A 15,552-nucleotide genomic window follows, 5' to 3' on the forward strand; every position below is an offset into this window, starting at 1 on the left:
CAGTGAACGCGATCCAATCGCCTTACGCAAACCAATCGCTTTTTTAGTCGTTATCGTCAATCTCGGCAAGAAGCGTGTTAAAGGTCTCTTCAACCATATTCCACTCTTCTTCGTCCTCGATCGTATAGAGCTTCAAATCATCGCCGTCTTCTTCGTAACGGAACGCATAGACTTCGTCCGCGTCTTCGTCCTGCTCATCCTCGGAATCGACGTTCAGCGGTACAACCATCATATATTTCTGATCGGAGCCGTCAACCTCGAACTTCATGACTACCTCGAATTCTTCTTCGTTGCCTTCTTCATCCGGAATGTAGATGATTTCTGGCTCTTCGTACTGCATGTTGTCCTTTGTCATCGTTACCCTCACCTTTTCGTTTTAGAATCGAGATAATTTTGCAAAATGAGCGTCGCCGCCATTTTGTCCACCACTAACTTTCGCTTCTTCCGGCTGACATCTGCCTCAATAAGCGTGCGTTCTGCGGCAACAGTTGTCAGACGTTCGTCCCAAAGGTGTACGGGTACATTTAGCTTCTGCTGTAAATGTTCTGCGAATGCGATGCAAATTTCGCCACGCGGTCCGATGGTGCCATTCATGTTCTTCGGTAATCCGACCACAATCTCAGATACTTCATGTTCCTGCACGAGCTTCGCAATGTCGTCGTCCTCGCGATTATCGCGGCGTTTCTCGACGACACCGACGCCCTGTGCGGTCCAACCGAATGCATCGCTGACGGCAACACCGATCCTGCGGTCGCCGTAATCCAAACCCATTAGACGCATACGGGTGGAACCTCATTTCTATTCCCTTATTTGCTGTGCTGGCTAAGGTAGGAGCGCACCAGCTCTTCAATCAATTCGTCGCGCTCTTTCCTGCGGATCAAGCTTCGGGCATTGTTATGCCGCGGGATGTATGCAGGATCTCCGGACAACAAATAACCGACAATTTGATTGATGGGATTGTAATCCTTCTCAAGCAGCGCATCGTACACGGAAAGCATGATCTCTCTCGAGGACGCTTCCCCTTCCGCCTTAACGTCGAATTTCATTGTCTTGTCCATCGAATTCATCGCCAGCACCTCACTTTCCAAGTCGCTTGACAGCCGATTTATAGCCCTATCATATCACATTTGACTGCGCAAGAACCAGTTCTTCGGCAATTTGGAGCGCTGCCGCCAGTTTGGAAGGATCTTTGCCGCCGGCTTGTGCCATATCCGGACGACCGCCGCCGCCGCCGCCGCATGCAGCCGCAGCTTCCTTCACGATTTTCCCGGCGTTGAAACCTTGCTTCACGAGATCAGGAGAGACCGCAGCAACCAAATTCACTTTGTCCTCCGCTACGGCGCCGAGCACGATAATCGAGCTGGCGAGCTTCGCCTTCAATTCGTCGACGATTCCGCGAAGGGCATCCATCGATGGTGCATTCACTTGCGCCGCCAGCAAGGTCACCCCGCCGATTGTTTTCGCCTGCGTTTCCAGCGATCCCGCTTCGATTCGGCTCAATTTGCTTTGCAGCGACTCGTTGTCGCGCGTCAGTTCCTTCACTTGAGCGTGGAGTCCCTCGATACGCTTCGGCACGTCGTTCAAGTTCGTTTTCAGCAGCGCGGCCGATTGTTTCAGCACATCGAGCTGGCCTTCCATGTACAGGTAGGCATGACGGCCTGTGACCGCTTCGATCCGGCGCACGCCGGAACCGATGCCGCTCTCGCTGACGAGCTTGAAGAGTCCGATCTGGGACGTATTCGTCACGTGGCAGCCACCGCACAATTCCAAGCTGTAGTTGCCGACGCGCACGACGCGCACCACGTCTCCGTACTTCTCGCCAAACAGCGCCATCGCGCCCATCGCTTTCGCCTCGGCCAGCGACTTGTTGTCGATCTGCAGCGCCGTACCGAGCCAGATCTGCTCGTTTACGCGGCGTTCGATTTCCGTCAGCTCTTCCGGCGTAATGCTTCCGAAATGAGAGAAATCGAAACGCAGCCGTTCAGGCTCAACAAGCGAACCCGCTTGGTTAACATGCTCGCCGAGCACGTCCTTGAGCGCACGGTGAAGCAAATGCGTCGCCGTATGATTCTTGATCGTATCCTCGCGCGTCGCTGTCGTAACGATCGCTTGAACAGAATCGCCGACTTTGACGGTTCCGCTTTCGACGATTGCATGGTGAACCGATTGGCCGTGCGGCGCTTTCGTCACGTTGTCAACCGTCAGCGTGAAGCCTGCTCCGGCAATCGTGCCGCTGTCTCCGACCTGGCCGCCGCTCTCTGCGTAGAAAGAAGTACGGTCCAGGATGATCAGCACTTGGCTGCCTTCGCCTGCTTCTTGAGCGAGCGAATCGCCATTCACGATCGCTAATACCTTAGCTCCGTCTACGACAAGGTCCTGATAACCGACGAATTCCGACTTCTCCGTGAAGTCCGCCAGCGGCCCGCCTTGCACGTTCATGCCCCCAGTGTCCTGACGCGCTGCGCGCGCGCGCGTACGTTGCTCCTCCATCGAAGCATCGAAACCGTCGCGGTCAACCGTCATGCCATGCTCGGACGCATAGTCTTCCGTCAAATCGAAAGGGAAGCCATACGTGTCATACAGCTTGAACGCATCCGGTCCGCTAATAAGCGACTTGCCTTCCGCTTTAGCTGTCTTGACCAGCTCGCCGAGCAAGGAAAGGCCGTCCGAAAGCGTCTCGTGGAAACGCTCCTCTTCCGTGCGAATGACCTTCTCGATGAATTCGCGTTTCTCTACGACTTCCGTGTAGTAGGCGCCCATGATTTCGGCAACGACCGCTACAAGCTCAAACAGGAACGGACGATCAACGCCGATCGTCTTCCCATAACGAACCGCGCGGCGCAGCAAACGGCGGATAACATAGCCGCGGCCTTCATTGGAAGGCATGACGCCGTCACCGACAGCGAAAGCTACCGTCCGGATATGGTCGGCAATGACTTTCAGCGCAATGTCATGCTCCGGATTCGTGTGGTAGGATACACCCGCGATTTCGCAAGTGCGGTCGATAATCGGGCGGAACAGATCCGTGTCGAAGTTGGAATCCACGTTTTGCAGAATCGACGTGAACCGCTCCAGGCCTGCGCCCGTATCGATGTTTTTGTTCGGCAGCGGCGTGTAACTACCGTCTTTATTATGATTATATTGCGAAAACACGAGGTTCCATACTTCGAGGAACCGTTCATTTTCGCCGCCGGGCCAGCATTCCGGATCTCTCAAGTCGCCGAATGCATCGCCGCGGTCGTAGAAGATCTCCGTGCACGGACCGCAAGGGCCTTCGCCGATATCCCAGAAGTTCTCTTCCAGTTTATAGATGCGCGCTTCCGGCAGGCCGATCTTCTCGTTCCAGAAGCGTAACGCTTCTTCGTCTTCCGGATATACCGTTACGGACAAACGCTCGGGATCAAAGCCGATCCACTGCGGGCTCGTCAGAAACTCCCATGCCCACGTGATGACTTCTTCCTTGAAATAGTCGCCGATCGAGAAATTGCCCAGCATTTCGAACATCGTATGATGGCGGCGGGTTTTGCCGACGTTCTCGATATCGTTGGTACGAATGCATTTCTGCGAGTTGGCGATACGCGGATTATCCGGAATGACGCGGCCGTCGAAATACGGCTTCAACGGCGCCATGCCCGCATTGATCCACAGCAGGGACGGGTCGTTATGCGGTACGAGAGACGCGCTCTGCTCGATCTTATGGCCTTTGCTTTCAAAAAAAGCGAGCCATTTGGAACGGATTTCACTAGCTTTCATGTTCAAATCAGCCTCCACAATGTCAAATAAAATAAAAAAACGCCCCTAAAAACAGGGACGAATCATTCGCGGTACCACCCTGGTTATTGCGCGACCCTACGAAATGCTGCCCCTGAGGCGGCTTCGTCAAGCCAACACAATCTCCTTGAAAGGACGATAACGGGTCCACCGGCGAAGTTCGTTCACACTCCGAAACCAGCTTTCGACCATCCTTCGCCCTTAGAATTCTCACAGCCATCGCGTCGTATCGGGAGCGGAATACTGCATTTCCAACCTTGCGGTCGTTCACGCTAACCAATCCGTTCATAGCGGAATGCTGCATGTCCAACCTCGGTTGTACACGCAAACCAATCCGCTTATTGCGGAATGCTGCATGTCCAACCTGCGGTCGTACACGCAAACCAATCCGCTCATTGCGGAATGCTGCATGTCCAACCTTGCGGTCGTACACGCAAACCAATCCGCTTACGCGAAGGAATTCTTTCTCTGTTGGCGGTCTATGGTCTACTTCAGTTTCATCGACGTTTTCACGTATGCAAATAACCTAGATAATAGAAGAATATCAGCAAACCTCCATCACTGTCAAATGGTCTTCCTGCGAACGTAATACGCGAAGATATGCTGCACGATGACTTTAAGCGCCGCAAAGATCGGCACAGCCAAAATCATGCCGACAATGCCGGCCAATTCCCCGCCCACGAGCAGGGCGAAGATGATCGATAACGGATGCATATGCAGGGTTCGCCCGACCACCTGAGGAGAGACGACGTTGCCCTCGAGGATTTGGCAGACGCTGTTGACGATGACCACCATCAGCATCATTTTGAGCGACACGGTCGAGGCCATCACAAGCGCAGGAGCCGCACCGAAGAACGGCCCGAGATACGGAATGATATTCGTCACCGCCACGACGCTTGCGAGCAGCAGCGGGTAGGGCATGCCGATAATGAGGTAGCCGATATACGCGAGCGTGCCTACAATGACGCAGACGATGAACTGACCGCGGATATAACTTCCCAGTGCATTGTCGATGTCCTTGAGCAATCTTACGGCATGCTTGCGATGCGGCTTCGGCACGTAGGTCAGCAGCGTCCGTTCGAATACCTCGAAATCCTTCAAAATGTAGAACGCCAGAAACGGAATAATGAACGCGATAAATACGACGTTCAACATCGCCCCGATATTGTTAATGAAGCCGAAGATGGCATCCGAGCCCTGCTTCTCCAGCTTGTACAACGATTTATTGATGCCAGAGCGTATGCTCTCCGGCAGAAACGAACTATTGTTGAGATCGTCGACGATATTTTGGGCTTTCATCGACAAGTCCGGCATATGGCGATTAAGCTCCTGCAGCTGCTCGATGAACATCGGGATCGCATTCATCAGAATAACGGTCAACCCCGCCAAGAAAACCGCGTAGATGAGCAGCACCGCCATCGTCCGGGGCACTTTGCGTTCATTCAGCAGGCTCACGATCGGATTGAGCACATAAGAAATAATCATGGCGATCAAGAACGGTGCGAGCACCGCCCGCAGGAAGACGTAGATATGGAGGAAAATCGGCTTCACCAGCAGAAGCAGATACAGGGCTACCAGTCCCATGATGAGATACAAGAGCCATGCAAATATCCGGTTATTCGTAAACCGTTCCACGGCCGCATCCCTCCCTTGTGTCAACCCAACATCCGCACTTCAGCATTCCAAGGCCGCATCCGATATAACTGGTATTACAGTATATGTACAAGTTGCCGGAATCATCCCGGGCGTCCCTGAGCGCGCAAAAAAAAGACGACCTCTACAAGGCCGTCTTCCCAAATATCCGCCGGTGGCATGCTCCGAACTAGTTCGCGTGCACCTGCGGCATTTCGTCTTCAAAGAACAAATCGTCCAGCGAGCTTAGCGTGCCGTCTTCCTCTACCTGGTAGACGGACATCTTCTCGCCGTTCACCGTCAGTTCGATGAAGCAGCCCCAACAGTAATACTGGTGCGATCCGATTTTTCCGATATCCTTTGAACTGCAATTTGGGCATTTCATAGCTCATTTCTCCCTAATATCCGTCTCAGAAACAGCGACCGGCGAGAGATGATCCTCGCTTCCGGCCGGTACTATAATGACAGCATTGCCTAGCATGACTTCGTCAGCTTGAAGCGGAGCAGGAAGCCATTTGCGGCCTTCCATGATATCCGCTATGAAACCATCCGTCAACTCATAGCCTATTATTTGTGTACCCTGTATATCGCTAAAATAAACATCCGATACGCGTCCAAGTTGTTCGCCATGAGCGGTAATGACGGGCAAATCCTTCAATCGTACGGTTCCGGTCAAAAAAGAGCGCTGCACGTCCGCTGGTTTGGTCCGCTTCACGGATGCTTCATTCATAACAATGACAGCATCTTCGCCGCACACCACGACCTCGTTCCAAGTGACAGCTTTCATCGATGTAAAGAAACGCCTGCCAGCATCCAAAATAATGCCGCCTAGTTCCCAATGCTCGTCGAACCAAGCATCCTTCACGTGTCCGACATGCTTGCCGGCGTTCATCTCAATGACAGGCAGTCCAATCAGATGCTGTAATCGCAGCAATTTGGCAAAGCCCCCTAGGCATTAGTACGAATGCGGCTCTTAAAGGTTGCAATTTTTTTTGCCGCGCATTCGAGTTCCTCCATAGTGTTTCCCAAACCGAAGCTAAATCTTACAGCAGATTCCAATCGTTCACGCGAGATTCCCATGGCCTCTAGCACATGAGAAGGCTCAAGCGCGCCAGCCGTGCAGGCAGAACCGCTCGATGCCGCAATACCGGCCAAATCCAAATTCATCAGCATCGTCTCCGAGCTGATGCCCAGGAAGCTGAGATTCAAGATATGAGGGGCACTTGCCGTGCTTTCAGCCGGGTGGCCGTTAACGACGACATGCTCCTGACCGAATAGGTCTATCATCCGTTCTATCCATGTATAACGCAGCTTGTCCAAAAAAGGTTTCCGATTCGCGAGTGAATTCACAGAATGTTCAAACGCTGCGGCGAAACCGACGATGCCTGCGATGTTCTCGGTTCCGGGTCTTCTCTTCCGTTCCTGGGAACCGCCGTGAAGCAATGGCGCAAGCACCGTCCCTTTGCGCACGAATAATGCGCCTACGCCTTGCGGCCCGTTGATCTTATGGGCAGAAATGCTCATAAGATCAACGGGCAGTATGCGAAGATCGATGGGCAGCATGCCTAGTGCTTGTACGGCATCAACATGAAAAAGAACGCCTTTAGACCGGGCGAGTTCACCGATCTCCACGATCGGCTGAATCGTACCAGTCTCATTGTTGACATACATGACGCTAATCAGCGCCGTATCGTCCGCGATGGCGTCCGCAATATCCTGAACGTACACCGCTCCTTGCTCATTCACCGGAAGTACAGACAATCGAAATCCTTCGCTCTCGAGGGATTCACAAGCATGAAGAACCGCGTGATGCTCGGTCGCAAGGGTAATGATATGGGATTTGCCACGTTTGCGCGCGGCCCTTGCGGCACCAATAATCGCGGTATTGTCGCTCTCCGTTCCACCGCTCGTGAACACGAGCTCTGCCGCCGTGCAGCCGATGCCGCCGGCGATGACGTCACGGGAACGATTCAGCATGCCTCTGGCAGCGCGGCCGTTGCCGTGAATGCTGGATGCGTTGCCTACCGTTCCGGTAAACACTTCCATCATCGCCGCCGCTGCATCGGGATGCATCGGCGACGAGGCCGCATGATCATAATAAATGCGTTCCATTGCAATCATCCTTAAATATAGAACATATAAGAGTCCTGCTGAACCTCTTCTTTGTACGTGACGAGGTCGGCAAGCGTCGTCGAGTCTAGCACTTCCGCAATGCTGTTGCGGATTCGAAGCCACAGGTTGCGTTTGGCCGGATCGTCTTCTTCCGTAAAATCAACGGGCGAAATCGGTCCTTCCAAAATTCGAATCACGTCGCCAGACGTAATTTGCTGCGGTTCCTTGGATAGGATATAGCCGCCGTACGCGCCGCGAATGCTCTTCACAAGGCCGGCATTTCTGAGCGGAGCGATCAACTGCTCCAGATAATGCTCCGACAGCTGGTTGCGCTCCGCAATGCTCTTCAGTGACGTTGGACCTTCGCCGAACTTAGCAGCCAGTTCCATCATAATCGTGAGGCCGTATCGGCCCTTTGTAGAAATTTTCAATTCGAGCACCTCTCCTCCGACGAAAGGAAATCTTATTTAAAGGTTGCTGCTTGAGAAGAAACTTCGCCGCTTACGGCGTTTCTTCCCTACAGATTACAATTCATGGTATTCCCATATCATATCTATGTTAACATAACCGCGCAACAATTTGTTGATAAAATGATGACACTTTCATGAAAATCGGTTTGGAAGTGATCGGCTAAAGTGTGCTACAATAAAAACTTAAGCGCCCTTTCCTCTCTATTTCATCGGAATGGGGCTGACATTCAAGGTGGTGGACATTTTATGAGCAATTCCAATACACGCGTCGTCGTCGGCATGTCAGGCGGCGTCGATTCGTCCGTAACCGCTTTGCTGCTCAAACAGCAAGGGTACGACGTGATCGGCATCTTCATGAAGAACTGGGATGACACGGATGAATTCGGCCATTGCACGGCCGAAGAAGACGCGGAAGACGTGCGCCGCGTCTGCGACCAAATCGGTATCCCTTATTATACGGTCAATTTCGAGAAAGCCTATCATGACAAAGTGTTCGCCTATTTCCTCGACGAATACCGGAACGGCCGTACGCCGAATCCGGATGTGATGTGCAACCGCGAAATCAAGTTCGGCGATTTCCTGCAGAAAGCGCTGGAGCTTGGCGCCGATTATTTGGCCACCGGCCATTATGCCCGGCTGGAGCGTCATGAGGACGGCGAATCGAAGCTGCTTCGCGGCGTCGACGCCGGCAAGGATCAAACGTACTTCCTGCACGCCCTGCGTCAGGATCAATTGGCCAAAGCCATGTTCCCGATCGGTCATCTGCCGAAACCGGAGGTCAGAAGGATCGCTGAGGAATTCGGTCTTGCGACCGCCAAGAAGAAAGACAGCACCGGCGTCTGCTTCATCGGCGAACGCAACTTCAAGCAATTCCTGAGCGGCTATCTGCCTGCGCAGCCTGGTCCGATGATCGATATCGTCACCGGGGAAACGAAAGGCCGCCATGACGGCCTCATGTATTATACGCTCGGACAGCGCCAAGGCCTAGGCATTGGCGGTTCCGGTAATGGCGAGCCGTGGTTCGTCGCCGATAAAGACTTGAAGGAAAACATCCTCTATGTCGTTCAAGGCGACGCACATCCTAGCTTGTACTCAACGGGACTTACGGCGACCGGCATCAACTGGATTTCGCCAGTAAAGCCGGAAGGCACGTTCACGTGCACCGCGAAATTCCGCTACCGCCAGCCCGATCAGCAGGTTACGGTGACGTTCCGGCCTGACGGATCTACCGCCGACGTCGTCTTCCTGCAGCAGCAGAAAGCGATCACCCCCGGACAGGCCGTCGTGTTCTTCGACGGTGATGTCTGCCTTGGCGGCGGCACGATCGATATCGTCGTGAAATAACGGCCTATACGAAACAAAGAAGAGGCGTTCGATATAAATCGAATGCCTCTTCTTTGTTTGCGTGCTTGATAATTTAACCTGTCTCCGCCTGAACCTCGGCTTCCAGCAGCATTTCTTCTTCTTCTTCCTCAATTGTCCGCTTGCGGATCTGAATGCGCGAGATGCGCAAATGATCGGTTTCCACGATCGTAAACTCGAAGCCGACGGGAAGCACGACCCTTTGCCCCTCGGAAGGCGGATTCTCGATCTGCGCATACATCCAGCCGCCGATCGTATCGTAATCGTCGCTTTCGATCTCCGTACCGAAGTAACTGTTTACCTCTTCGATAAGCATCATCCCGTTAATGGAATGCGTACCGTCTTCCTTCGGTTCGATATCCGCGCGTTCCTCGTCGAATTCATCCTGAATCTCTCCGACGATTTCCTCCATGATATCTTCCAATGTGACAAGTCCCGACGTACCGCCGTACTCGTCGATGAGAATGGCGATCTGCGTCTTCTTCTTCTGCATTAGCTTAAGCAGCGTGCTGATATGCATCGAATCCGGCACCGTCGTCATGGAACGGGTAATATGCCGAATGTCATGAACGCCCTGGTGCGTTACTTTCAACAAATCTTTTATATGAATAAAGCCGATAATGTTGTCTTTGTCTTTGTCGCATACGGGATAGCGGGTGTGCATTTCCTTCAGCGCGATCGCCTGGTTCTCCTCGAACGACAGGTTCGCGTACAGACAGATCATTTCGGTACGCGGAATCATGATCTCTCTGGCATGCGTCTCGGCAAAATCGAAAATATTATCGACCAGTGTAAGCTCTGTATTATCGATAAGTCCGGATTTGTGGCTTTCCTTCATGAGAATGCGGATTTCTTCTTCCGTGTGCGCAGACTCATGTTCGGCGGCAGGCTCTATGCCAACGCTCATCAGCATTCGGTTCGCCATGCCGTTCAGCAGATAAATGAACGGGTACATCACTTTATGAAACACGATCAGCGGAAGAGCGGTCCACAGCGTTACGTTCTCTGCTTTGCGAATCGCATAGGTCTTGGGAGCAAGCTCCCCGAGCACGATATGAAAAACAGTGATGACGGAAAAGGCAATAATGAACGATACCGTCGAAATGGCGACGGGACTAAAATGAAGCTTTTCGAGAATCGGCTCAATGATATGGGATATGGTAGGCTCCCCTACCCAGCCGAGTCCGAGCGAAGCGAGTGTGATTCCGAGCTGGCAGGCCGATAAATAAGCATCCAAATTCGTCGTCAGCGCAGACGCGAAGCGCGCCCGGCGATTGCCGTCCTGGACGAGCGTGTCGATTCGACTGCTTCTTACTTTAACCATGGCAAACTCAGCGGCAACGAAAAATCCGTTCAAAAAGACGAGCACCAAGATGAGCAAGATGCTCCACATTATGGGTAACGGGTCACTATTCAACGATTCCCTGTTTGCCGTTCGCGCCTTAAGCCGCAATCACGACCAACAGGTGCACCTCCTTCAGGGAATAAAAATTATAAATTTCTTTTATAATACTACATTAGACGATGACGTCTCTTTCCGTCAAATGCCGCCATCCCACCTTCTGGCCCGTATTCGGGTTATACTCATGTTTATTCCGTAATGGTCGGCCTTTATGCGCTGTTTTCGAGCTCCTGCTACCGATATTGCTTTTATAAGCGTAATCAGGCTATTTTCTCCGCTCCTGGTTTTGACGAATTTTATCCTCCATCCCCTGCATCGTCGCTTTGTAGAACTTCTTATGGGCGATTCGTTCCGGCAAATAAACCTGCTTCACGTAGTGGCCCGGGAAATCATGGGGATATTGATAGCCGACGTGGCCAAGCCGTTCGGCTCCGCTGTAATGCGTATCGCGAAGATGAAGCGGCACTTCCGCCGAGCCCATGCTTTCGATCGCGTTCATCACATTGCCGATCGCGATTGCCGCAGCGTTGGATTTGGGACTTTCCACGGCGAACAAAATGGCTTGCGTGATGTTGTACTTGGCTTCCGGCCAGCCGATCTTATGATAAGCGTCCATTGCCGTGACGGCTTGGACCATGGCTTGCGGATTGGCAAGCCCGATATCCTCGCTGCAGGCTACGATCAGTCGTCGCACGAAGGTCATCGGATCCATGCCCAGCTTCTCGACGGCGTAGAGAAACCAGAACAAGGCTGCGTCGCTGGAGCCTCGAACGCTTTTGTGAAAAGCGGAAAGAATGTCGTACTGCGTCGATTCGTCGGCGCGAATCGTCGGTTTGCGAATCGATTCCTCGGCGACCTCGAGCGTGATCTCGACGCTCCCGTCCGGTTGGGAAGGCGTCGTCACTGCCGCCAGCTCCAACGCGTTCAGCGCTCTGCGGATATCCCCGCCCGCCGTACTGGCGATATGCTGCAGCGCGTCTTCGGCAACGTTCAGCTTCATGAAACCCAATCCCCGCGCAGAATCCGTCAAGGCGCGCCGCATCGCTTCCAGCGCATCCTCCTTCGTCAACGACTCTAATTGAAACAAGGTCGAGCGCGACAGGAGCGCTCCGTTCACGTAATGAAACGGATTTTCCGTGGTCGCCCCGATAAAGACGATGATCCCCTGCTCCACGGCCGGGAGAAGCGCGTCCTGCCTGGAGGAATTGAATCGATGCACCTCGTCAAGGAATAGGATGGTTTTGCGGCCGTACATGGACTTGGTCATCTTCGCTTGATCGATTACGGCGCGGACATCTTTCACGGAGGCATCGACCGCGTTTAATTTCACGAAATCCCCTTGTGTGCGTTTGGATATAATATGCGCGAGCGTCGTTTTGCCGCAGCCCGGCGGTCCGTAGAGAAGGATGGAGGACACTTGGTCGCCTTCAATCGCCCTTCTCAGCAGCTTACCCGGTCCGACGACATCGTGCTGTCCGATATATTCATCGATTGTTTGAGGACGCATGCGGTCCGCAAGCAATTTTGCTTTAGGCTGTTCTTCTTCCTGATGATAGGTAAACAAGTCCATTTCCATCACGTTCCTTTCCCAATCAAAATTCATCATATCATACTAGCACACACGTTCGCCATGCCGCCGGAAGAAGCAAGAAGCCCTCGCCGCTGGAGGGGACTCCTTCGGGAGGACTTCGATCTGCATGATATCGATTTCGTTCGATTAGCCGGTAAATGTCTGATACAGCAAGTAAAGATTGAGGCCTGCAATGACGACTGCCACGACCCAAGCCAGGATCTTCAGCCACGGCTTGTTGGCGAATACACCCATTTTCTTCTTGTCGCTTGTAAATTTCACGAGCGGAATTACCGCGAAGGATAGCTGCAAGGACAGAATGACTTGACTTAGAATCAACAAATCCGTCGTTCCTTTGGCTCCGTACAGCCAGGTGACGATGACGGCCGGTACGACCGCAATCATTCGCGTAATCAATCGTCTCAGCCACGGCTTCAGCCTCAGGTTCAGGAAGCCCTCCATGACGATCTGCCCTGCAAGCGTGCCCGTCAGCGTGGAGTTCTGACCGGAAGCCAGCAGCGCGACGCCGAACAAGACGCTCGCCGCGGCCGTTCCCAGCATCGGCGAAAGCAGATGATAGGCATCCTGGATCTCCGCGACGTCCGTGTGGCCCGACGTATGGAACGTCGAAGCCGCGATGATCAGAATGGCCGCATTGATGAACAAGGCGAAGAACAAAGCAATGGTGGAATCCCAAGTCGCGTATTTGATCGCTTGGCGTTTGCCGAGCTCGGTTTGGTCGTATTGCCTGGTTTGAACGATGGATGAGTGCAAATACAAATTATGCGGCATGACGGTCGCGCCCAAGATTCCGATGGCGATATACAGCATCGTCGGATCCGAGACGATTTGCCCGGTCGGAATGAAGCCTTTCATGACCTCGCCCACCGCGGGCTGGGACCAGAACATCTCGATCAGGAAGCAGCCCCCGATCGTAACGATAAGCACGATTACGAGCGATTCAATGAATCGAAACCCTTTATTTTGCAGCAGCAGCACGAGGAGAACGTCCAGTACGGTCAAGATGACCCCGGCTACCAGCGGTATGCCGAACAGCAGATTCAAGGCGATTGCCGAACCGATGACTTCGGCAAGGTCGCAGGCGGCGATAGCAAGTTCGCACAGCACCCACAAGCTCATCGCGACGGGCTTGCTGTAGTGATCCTTGCACGCCTGCGCAAGATCGCGTCCCGTTACGATTCCAAGCTTGCCGGCTAGCGCTTGAAGCAGGATCGCCATGAGATTGGAGAGCAGGATGACTGCGAGAAGCGAATATCCGAACTTCGATCCGCCGGCCAGATCCGTCGCCCAGTTACCCGGATCCATATAGCCAACAGCGACCAAATAGCCCGGACCTGCGAATGCGAGGAATTTACGAAACCATGAACCGTGTTTCGGAATTTTCATCGAACGGTAAACTTCAGGAAGCGAGTTTTGGGTTCTCGTTTGACGCCAGCCGCTTTCTTGGGCAGCTGGTGCAGGCTGATTGGTGCTCATTGCCTTTCACCTCTTCATATTCGTCGTCGTTACGTTAATCTGTCGTGAAGTTAATTTGTTAATACCTACAAATATGCAGGCATGAAACCATTGTTTCCTATTTTCATTGTACACCTCCAAAAAAGTTTGTCAAAGGCAACTTTTGTTGACTGGGACAAATTTCGTGGCCCAGACAAAGAAATATAGCGTATAAATAAAAATCAGAATAAAAAACAGGCTGACGGAATCGATGAAACATCGATCCGATCAGCCTGCTGCTGTCGTCGTATTATTTAATTCATGCTTGCGGCTTGTCCGACGGGCTCTTCAGCTGCTGCTGCAGCTTTGCCGTCATCTCGCTTATCCGCTTGGCCCGCGTCACTTCTTGCTTCGCTTCGTTTATCCAGCGGATGTACTCTTTGCGGTGCGACTGCGCGAGCTCTGCGAAGAATGCTTCCGCTTCCGGTGCTTTCGATAGGGCCGCCTTCACGTCATCGGGGATAACGAGCTCTTTCACCAACGTTGTGCCCGCCGTTCGGCTTGCATCCGCAGCACGGCTAGCTCTTGCGCTCGTCTGCACCATGCCGACAGGGCGGAACCTCATGGCGGACCATGTATCGTCGACGGACACGAGCGATACGCCTTCCCAGCCCTCGTCCTTGACGACTCTCCAGCCGCGGTCACGGTTAATGTCCGTTCTGATCTTGGAGGTGCCCTTCGGATAGCATATCCAAAGGAGCCCGTCCTTCTTCACGGCTTTCAGCGCCTTCGGCGCATGCTCGGTTAAGCTCTTAATATCCTTGGCGAACAGCATCACGAAATCGTAAGTGCCGGCGTCCATCTCGCTGAATGGCTCGGCATTCTCGGCCCCAAGCGCTTCCTTGTAGGAATCGTCGGGCGTTTCAAGCAAAGCGATCCGCATTTCCAGCGAAAGTCTTAATTTGTTCATCAAATCTACGTTCATAACGGTTGGCCTCCTGTTGCAAGCAAATCTTTAACGACGGCGCCCACCATGATTAGTCCCGCCACTGGCGGAACGAAAGCGTTGCTGGCTGGCGGCTGCTGCGCTTTGCGGATATCGGGCGCGTTCTCGGGTACGATCCGCTGCGTGACATCCTCGCGCGGCTTCACCGGCTCCTCGGTAGAGAAGACGACCTTCACGCCTTTCTTAATGCCTTCTTTCCGCAGCTTCTGCCGAACGATGCGGGCGACGGGATCCATGGACGTCTTGGAAATATCCGCGACTTGGAATCTCGACGGGTCCATTTTGTTCGCTGCTCCCATGCTCGAGATAACCGGAATATTACGCTCCAGGCATTGTTTGATGAGATGGACTTTATAAATGATCGTGTCGGATGCATCGACCACGTAATCCAGATCGTATTCGAACAGCTTCTCATACGTTTCCTCGGTATAAAACATCCGCAGCGAAATCGCGTCGCAATCGGGGTTGATCAACTTAATCCGATCGCGCATCAGATCCGCCTTCGGCTGGCCGACGGTCGTCGTCAGCGCATGGATCTGGCGGTTAATGTTCGTAATATCGACGACGTCCTTATCGATCAGAATAATGCGTCCGATGCCTGTGCGCGCCAGCGCTTCCGCCGCGATGGCCCCTACGCCGCCAATGCCGAGCACCGCAACGGTGCTCTTCTTCATAATGTCCAATCCCTCTTGGCCGATAGCCAGTTCCGTACGGGAAAATTGATGCAGCATGCTTCATCACACCTCCTTGGGCGATAATAACGAATCCGGCT

Annotated in this window: 15 protein-coding genes; 1 reads left to right on the forward strand and 14 read right to left on the reverse strand. The window is 53.2% G+C overall.

Annotation, left to right across the window (positions count from 1 at the left end; genetic code table 11):
• Positions 1–43: 43 nt before the first annotated feature.
• The 9 genes from AC0YNU_RS03720 to cymR all read right to left on the reverse strand — a co-directional run bounded on the left by AC0YNU_RS03720 (position 44) and on the right by cymR (position 7,946).
• The gene (locus tag AC0YNU_RS03720) at positions 44–355 is read right to left on the reverse strand and encodes a DUF1292 domain-containing protein (RefSeq protein WP_161694143.1); all 312 of its coding nucleotides are present in this window, start codon (positions 353–355) and stop codon (positions 44–46) included.
• An 8-nt stretch (positions 356–363) separates the two neighbouring features.
• Positions 364–780, reverse strand: a complete 417-nt coding sequence (gene ruvX, locus AC0YNU_RS03725; RefSeq protein ID WP_475753238.1) for a Holliday junction resolvase RuvX — start codon at positions 778–780, stop codon at positions 364–366.
• 26 nt (positions 781–806) lie between these two features.
• On the reverse strand, positions 807–1,067 hold the full coding sequence (locus AC0YNU_RS03730) for an IreB family regulatory phosphoprotein (protein ID WP_090642134.1): 261 nt from the start codon (positions 1,065–1,067) through the stop codon (positions 807–809).
• A gap of 49 nt (positions 1,068–1,116) precedes the next feature.
• A complete protein-coding gene (gene alaS / locus AC0YNU_RS03735; protein WP_475753240.1) occupies positions 1,117–3,753 on the reverse strand; it encodes an alanine--tRNA ligase in 2,637 nt (878 codons plus the stop codon).
• A 582-nt stretch (positions 3,754–4,335) separates the two neighbouring features.
• Complete coding sequence (locus AC0YNU_RS03740; RefSeq protein ID WP_475753242.1) at positions 4,336–5,406, reverse strand: AI-2E family transporter; 1,071 nt, start codon at positions 5,404–5,406, stop codon at positions 4,336–4,338.
• A gap of 187 nt (positions 5,407–5,593) precedes the next feature.
• Positions 5,594–5,788 carry a hypothetical protein gene (locus AC0YNU_RS03745; RefSeq protein ID WP_090641631.1) on the reverse strand — a complete coding sequence of 65 codons (195 nt, stop codon included), beginning with the start codon at positions 5,786–5,788 and terminating at the stop codon, positions 5,594–5,596.
• Positions 5,789–5,791: 3 nt separating this feature from the next.
• Positions 5,792–6,337, reverse strand: coding sequence for a PRC-barrel domain-containing protein (locus AC0YNU_RS03750; RefSeq protein ID WP_475753245.1), 546 nt, complete (start codon positions 6,335–6,337; stop codon positions 5,792–5,794).
• 14 nt (positions 6,338–6,351) lie between these two features.
• Positions 6,352–7,515, reverse strand: coding sequence for a cysteine desulfurase family protein (locus AC0YNU_RS03755; RefSeq protein WP_475753247.1), 1,164 nt, complete (start codon positions 7,513–7,515; stop codon positions 6,352–6,354).
• An 11-nt stretch (positions 7,516–7,526) separates the two neighbouring features.
• Positions 7,527–7,946 carry a cysteine metabolism transcriptional regulator CymR gene (cymR, locus tag AC0YNU_RS03760; protein WP_475753249.1) on the reverse strand — a complete coding sequence of 140 codons (420 nt, stop codon included), beginning with the start codon at positions 7,944–7,946 and terminating at the stop codon, positions 7,527–7,529.
• A 285-nt stretch (positions 7,947–8,231) separates the two neighbouring features.
• Between cymR and mnmA the strand changes: the two genes are divergently transcribed.
• A complete protein-coding gene (gene mnmA, locus AC0YNU_RS03765) occupies positions 8,232–9,329 on the forward strand; it encodes a tRNA 2-thiouridine(34) synthase MnmA (RefSeq protein ID WP_475753251.1) in 1,098 nt (365 codons plus the stop codon).
• 73 nt (positions 9,330–9,402) lie between these two features.
• On the opposite strand, the gene AC0YNU_RS03770 is transcribed toward mnmA, so the two are convergent.
• The 5 genes from AC0YNU_RS03770 to AC0YNU_RS03790 form a co-directional block, all read right to left on the reverse strand.
• Positions 9,403–10,740, reverse strand: a complete 1,338-nt coding sequence (locus AC0YNU_RS03770) for a hemolysin family protein (protein ID WP_475753253.1) — start codon at positions 10,738–10,740, stop codon at positions 9,403–9,405.
• A gap of 274 nt (positions 10,741–11,014) precedes the next feature.
• Positions 11,015–12,319 carry a replication-associated recombination protein A gene (locus tag AC0YNU_RS03775; RefSeq protein WP_475753953.1) on the reverse strand — a complete coding sequence of 435 codons (1,305 nt, stop codon included), beginning with the start codon at positions 12,317–12,319 and terminating at the stop codon, positions 11,015–11,017.
• A 147-nt stretch (positions 12,320–12,466) separates the two neighbouring features.
• A complete protein-coding gene (locus AC0YNU_RS03780) occupies positions 12,467–13,816 on the reverse strand; it encodes an Nramp family divalent metal transporter (RefSeq protein ID WP_475753255.1) in 1,350 nt (449 codons plus the stop codon).
• 277 nt (positions 13,817–14,093) lie between these two features.
• Positions 14,094–14,759: a YdeI/OmpD-associated family protein gene (locus AC0YNU_RS03785; RefSeq protein WP_475753257.1), complete on the reverse strand. Its 666-nt coding sequence runs from the start codon at positions 14,757–14,759 to the stop codon at positions 14,094–14,096.
• Positions 14,756–15,511 carry a tRNA threonylcarbamoyladenosine dehydratase gene (locus AC0YNU_RS03790; RefSeq protein WP_475753259.1) on the reverse strand — a complete coding sequence of 252 codons (756 nt, stop codon included), beginning with the start codon at positions 15,509–15,511 and terminating at the stop codon, positions 14,756–14,758. The genes AC0YNU_RS03785 and AC0YNU_RS03790 overlap by 4 nt, the downstream gene beginning before the upstream one ends.
• Positions 15,512–15,552: the final 41 nt, after the last annotated feature.

The sequence above is a fragment of the Paenibacillus sp. J31P316 genome (assembly GCF_056269105.1).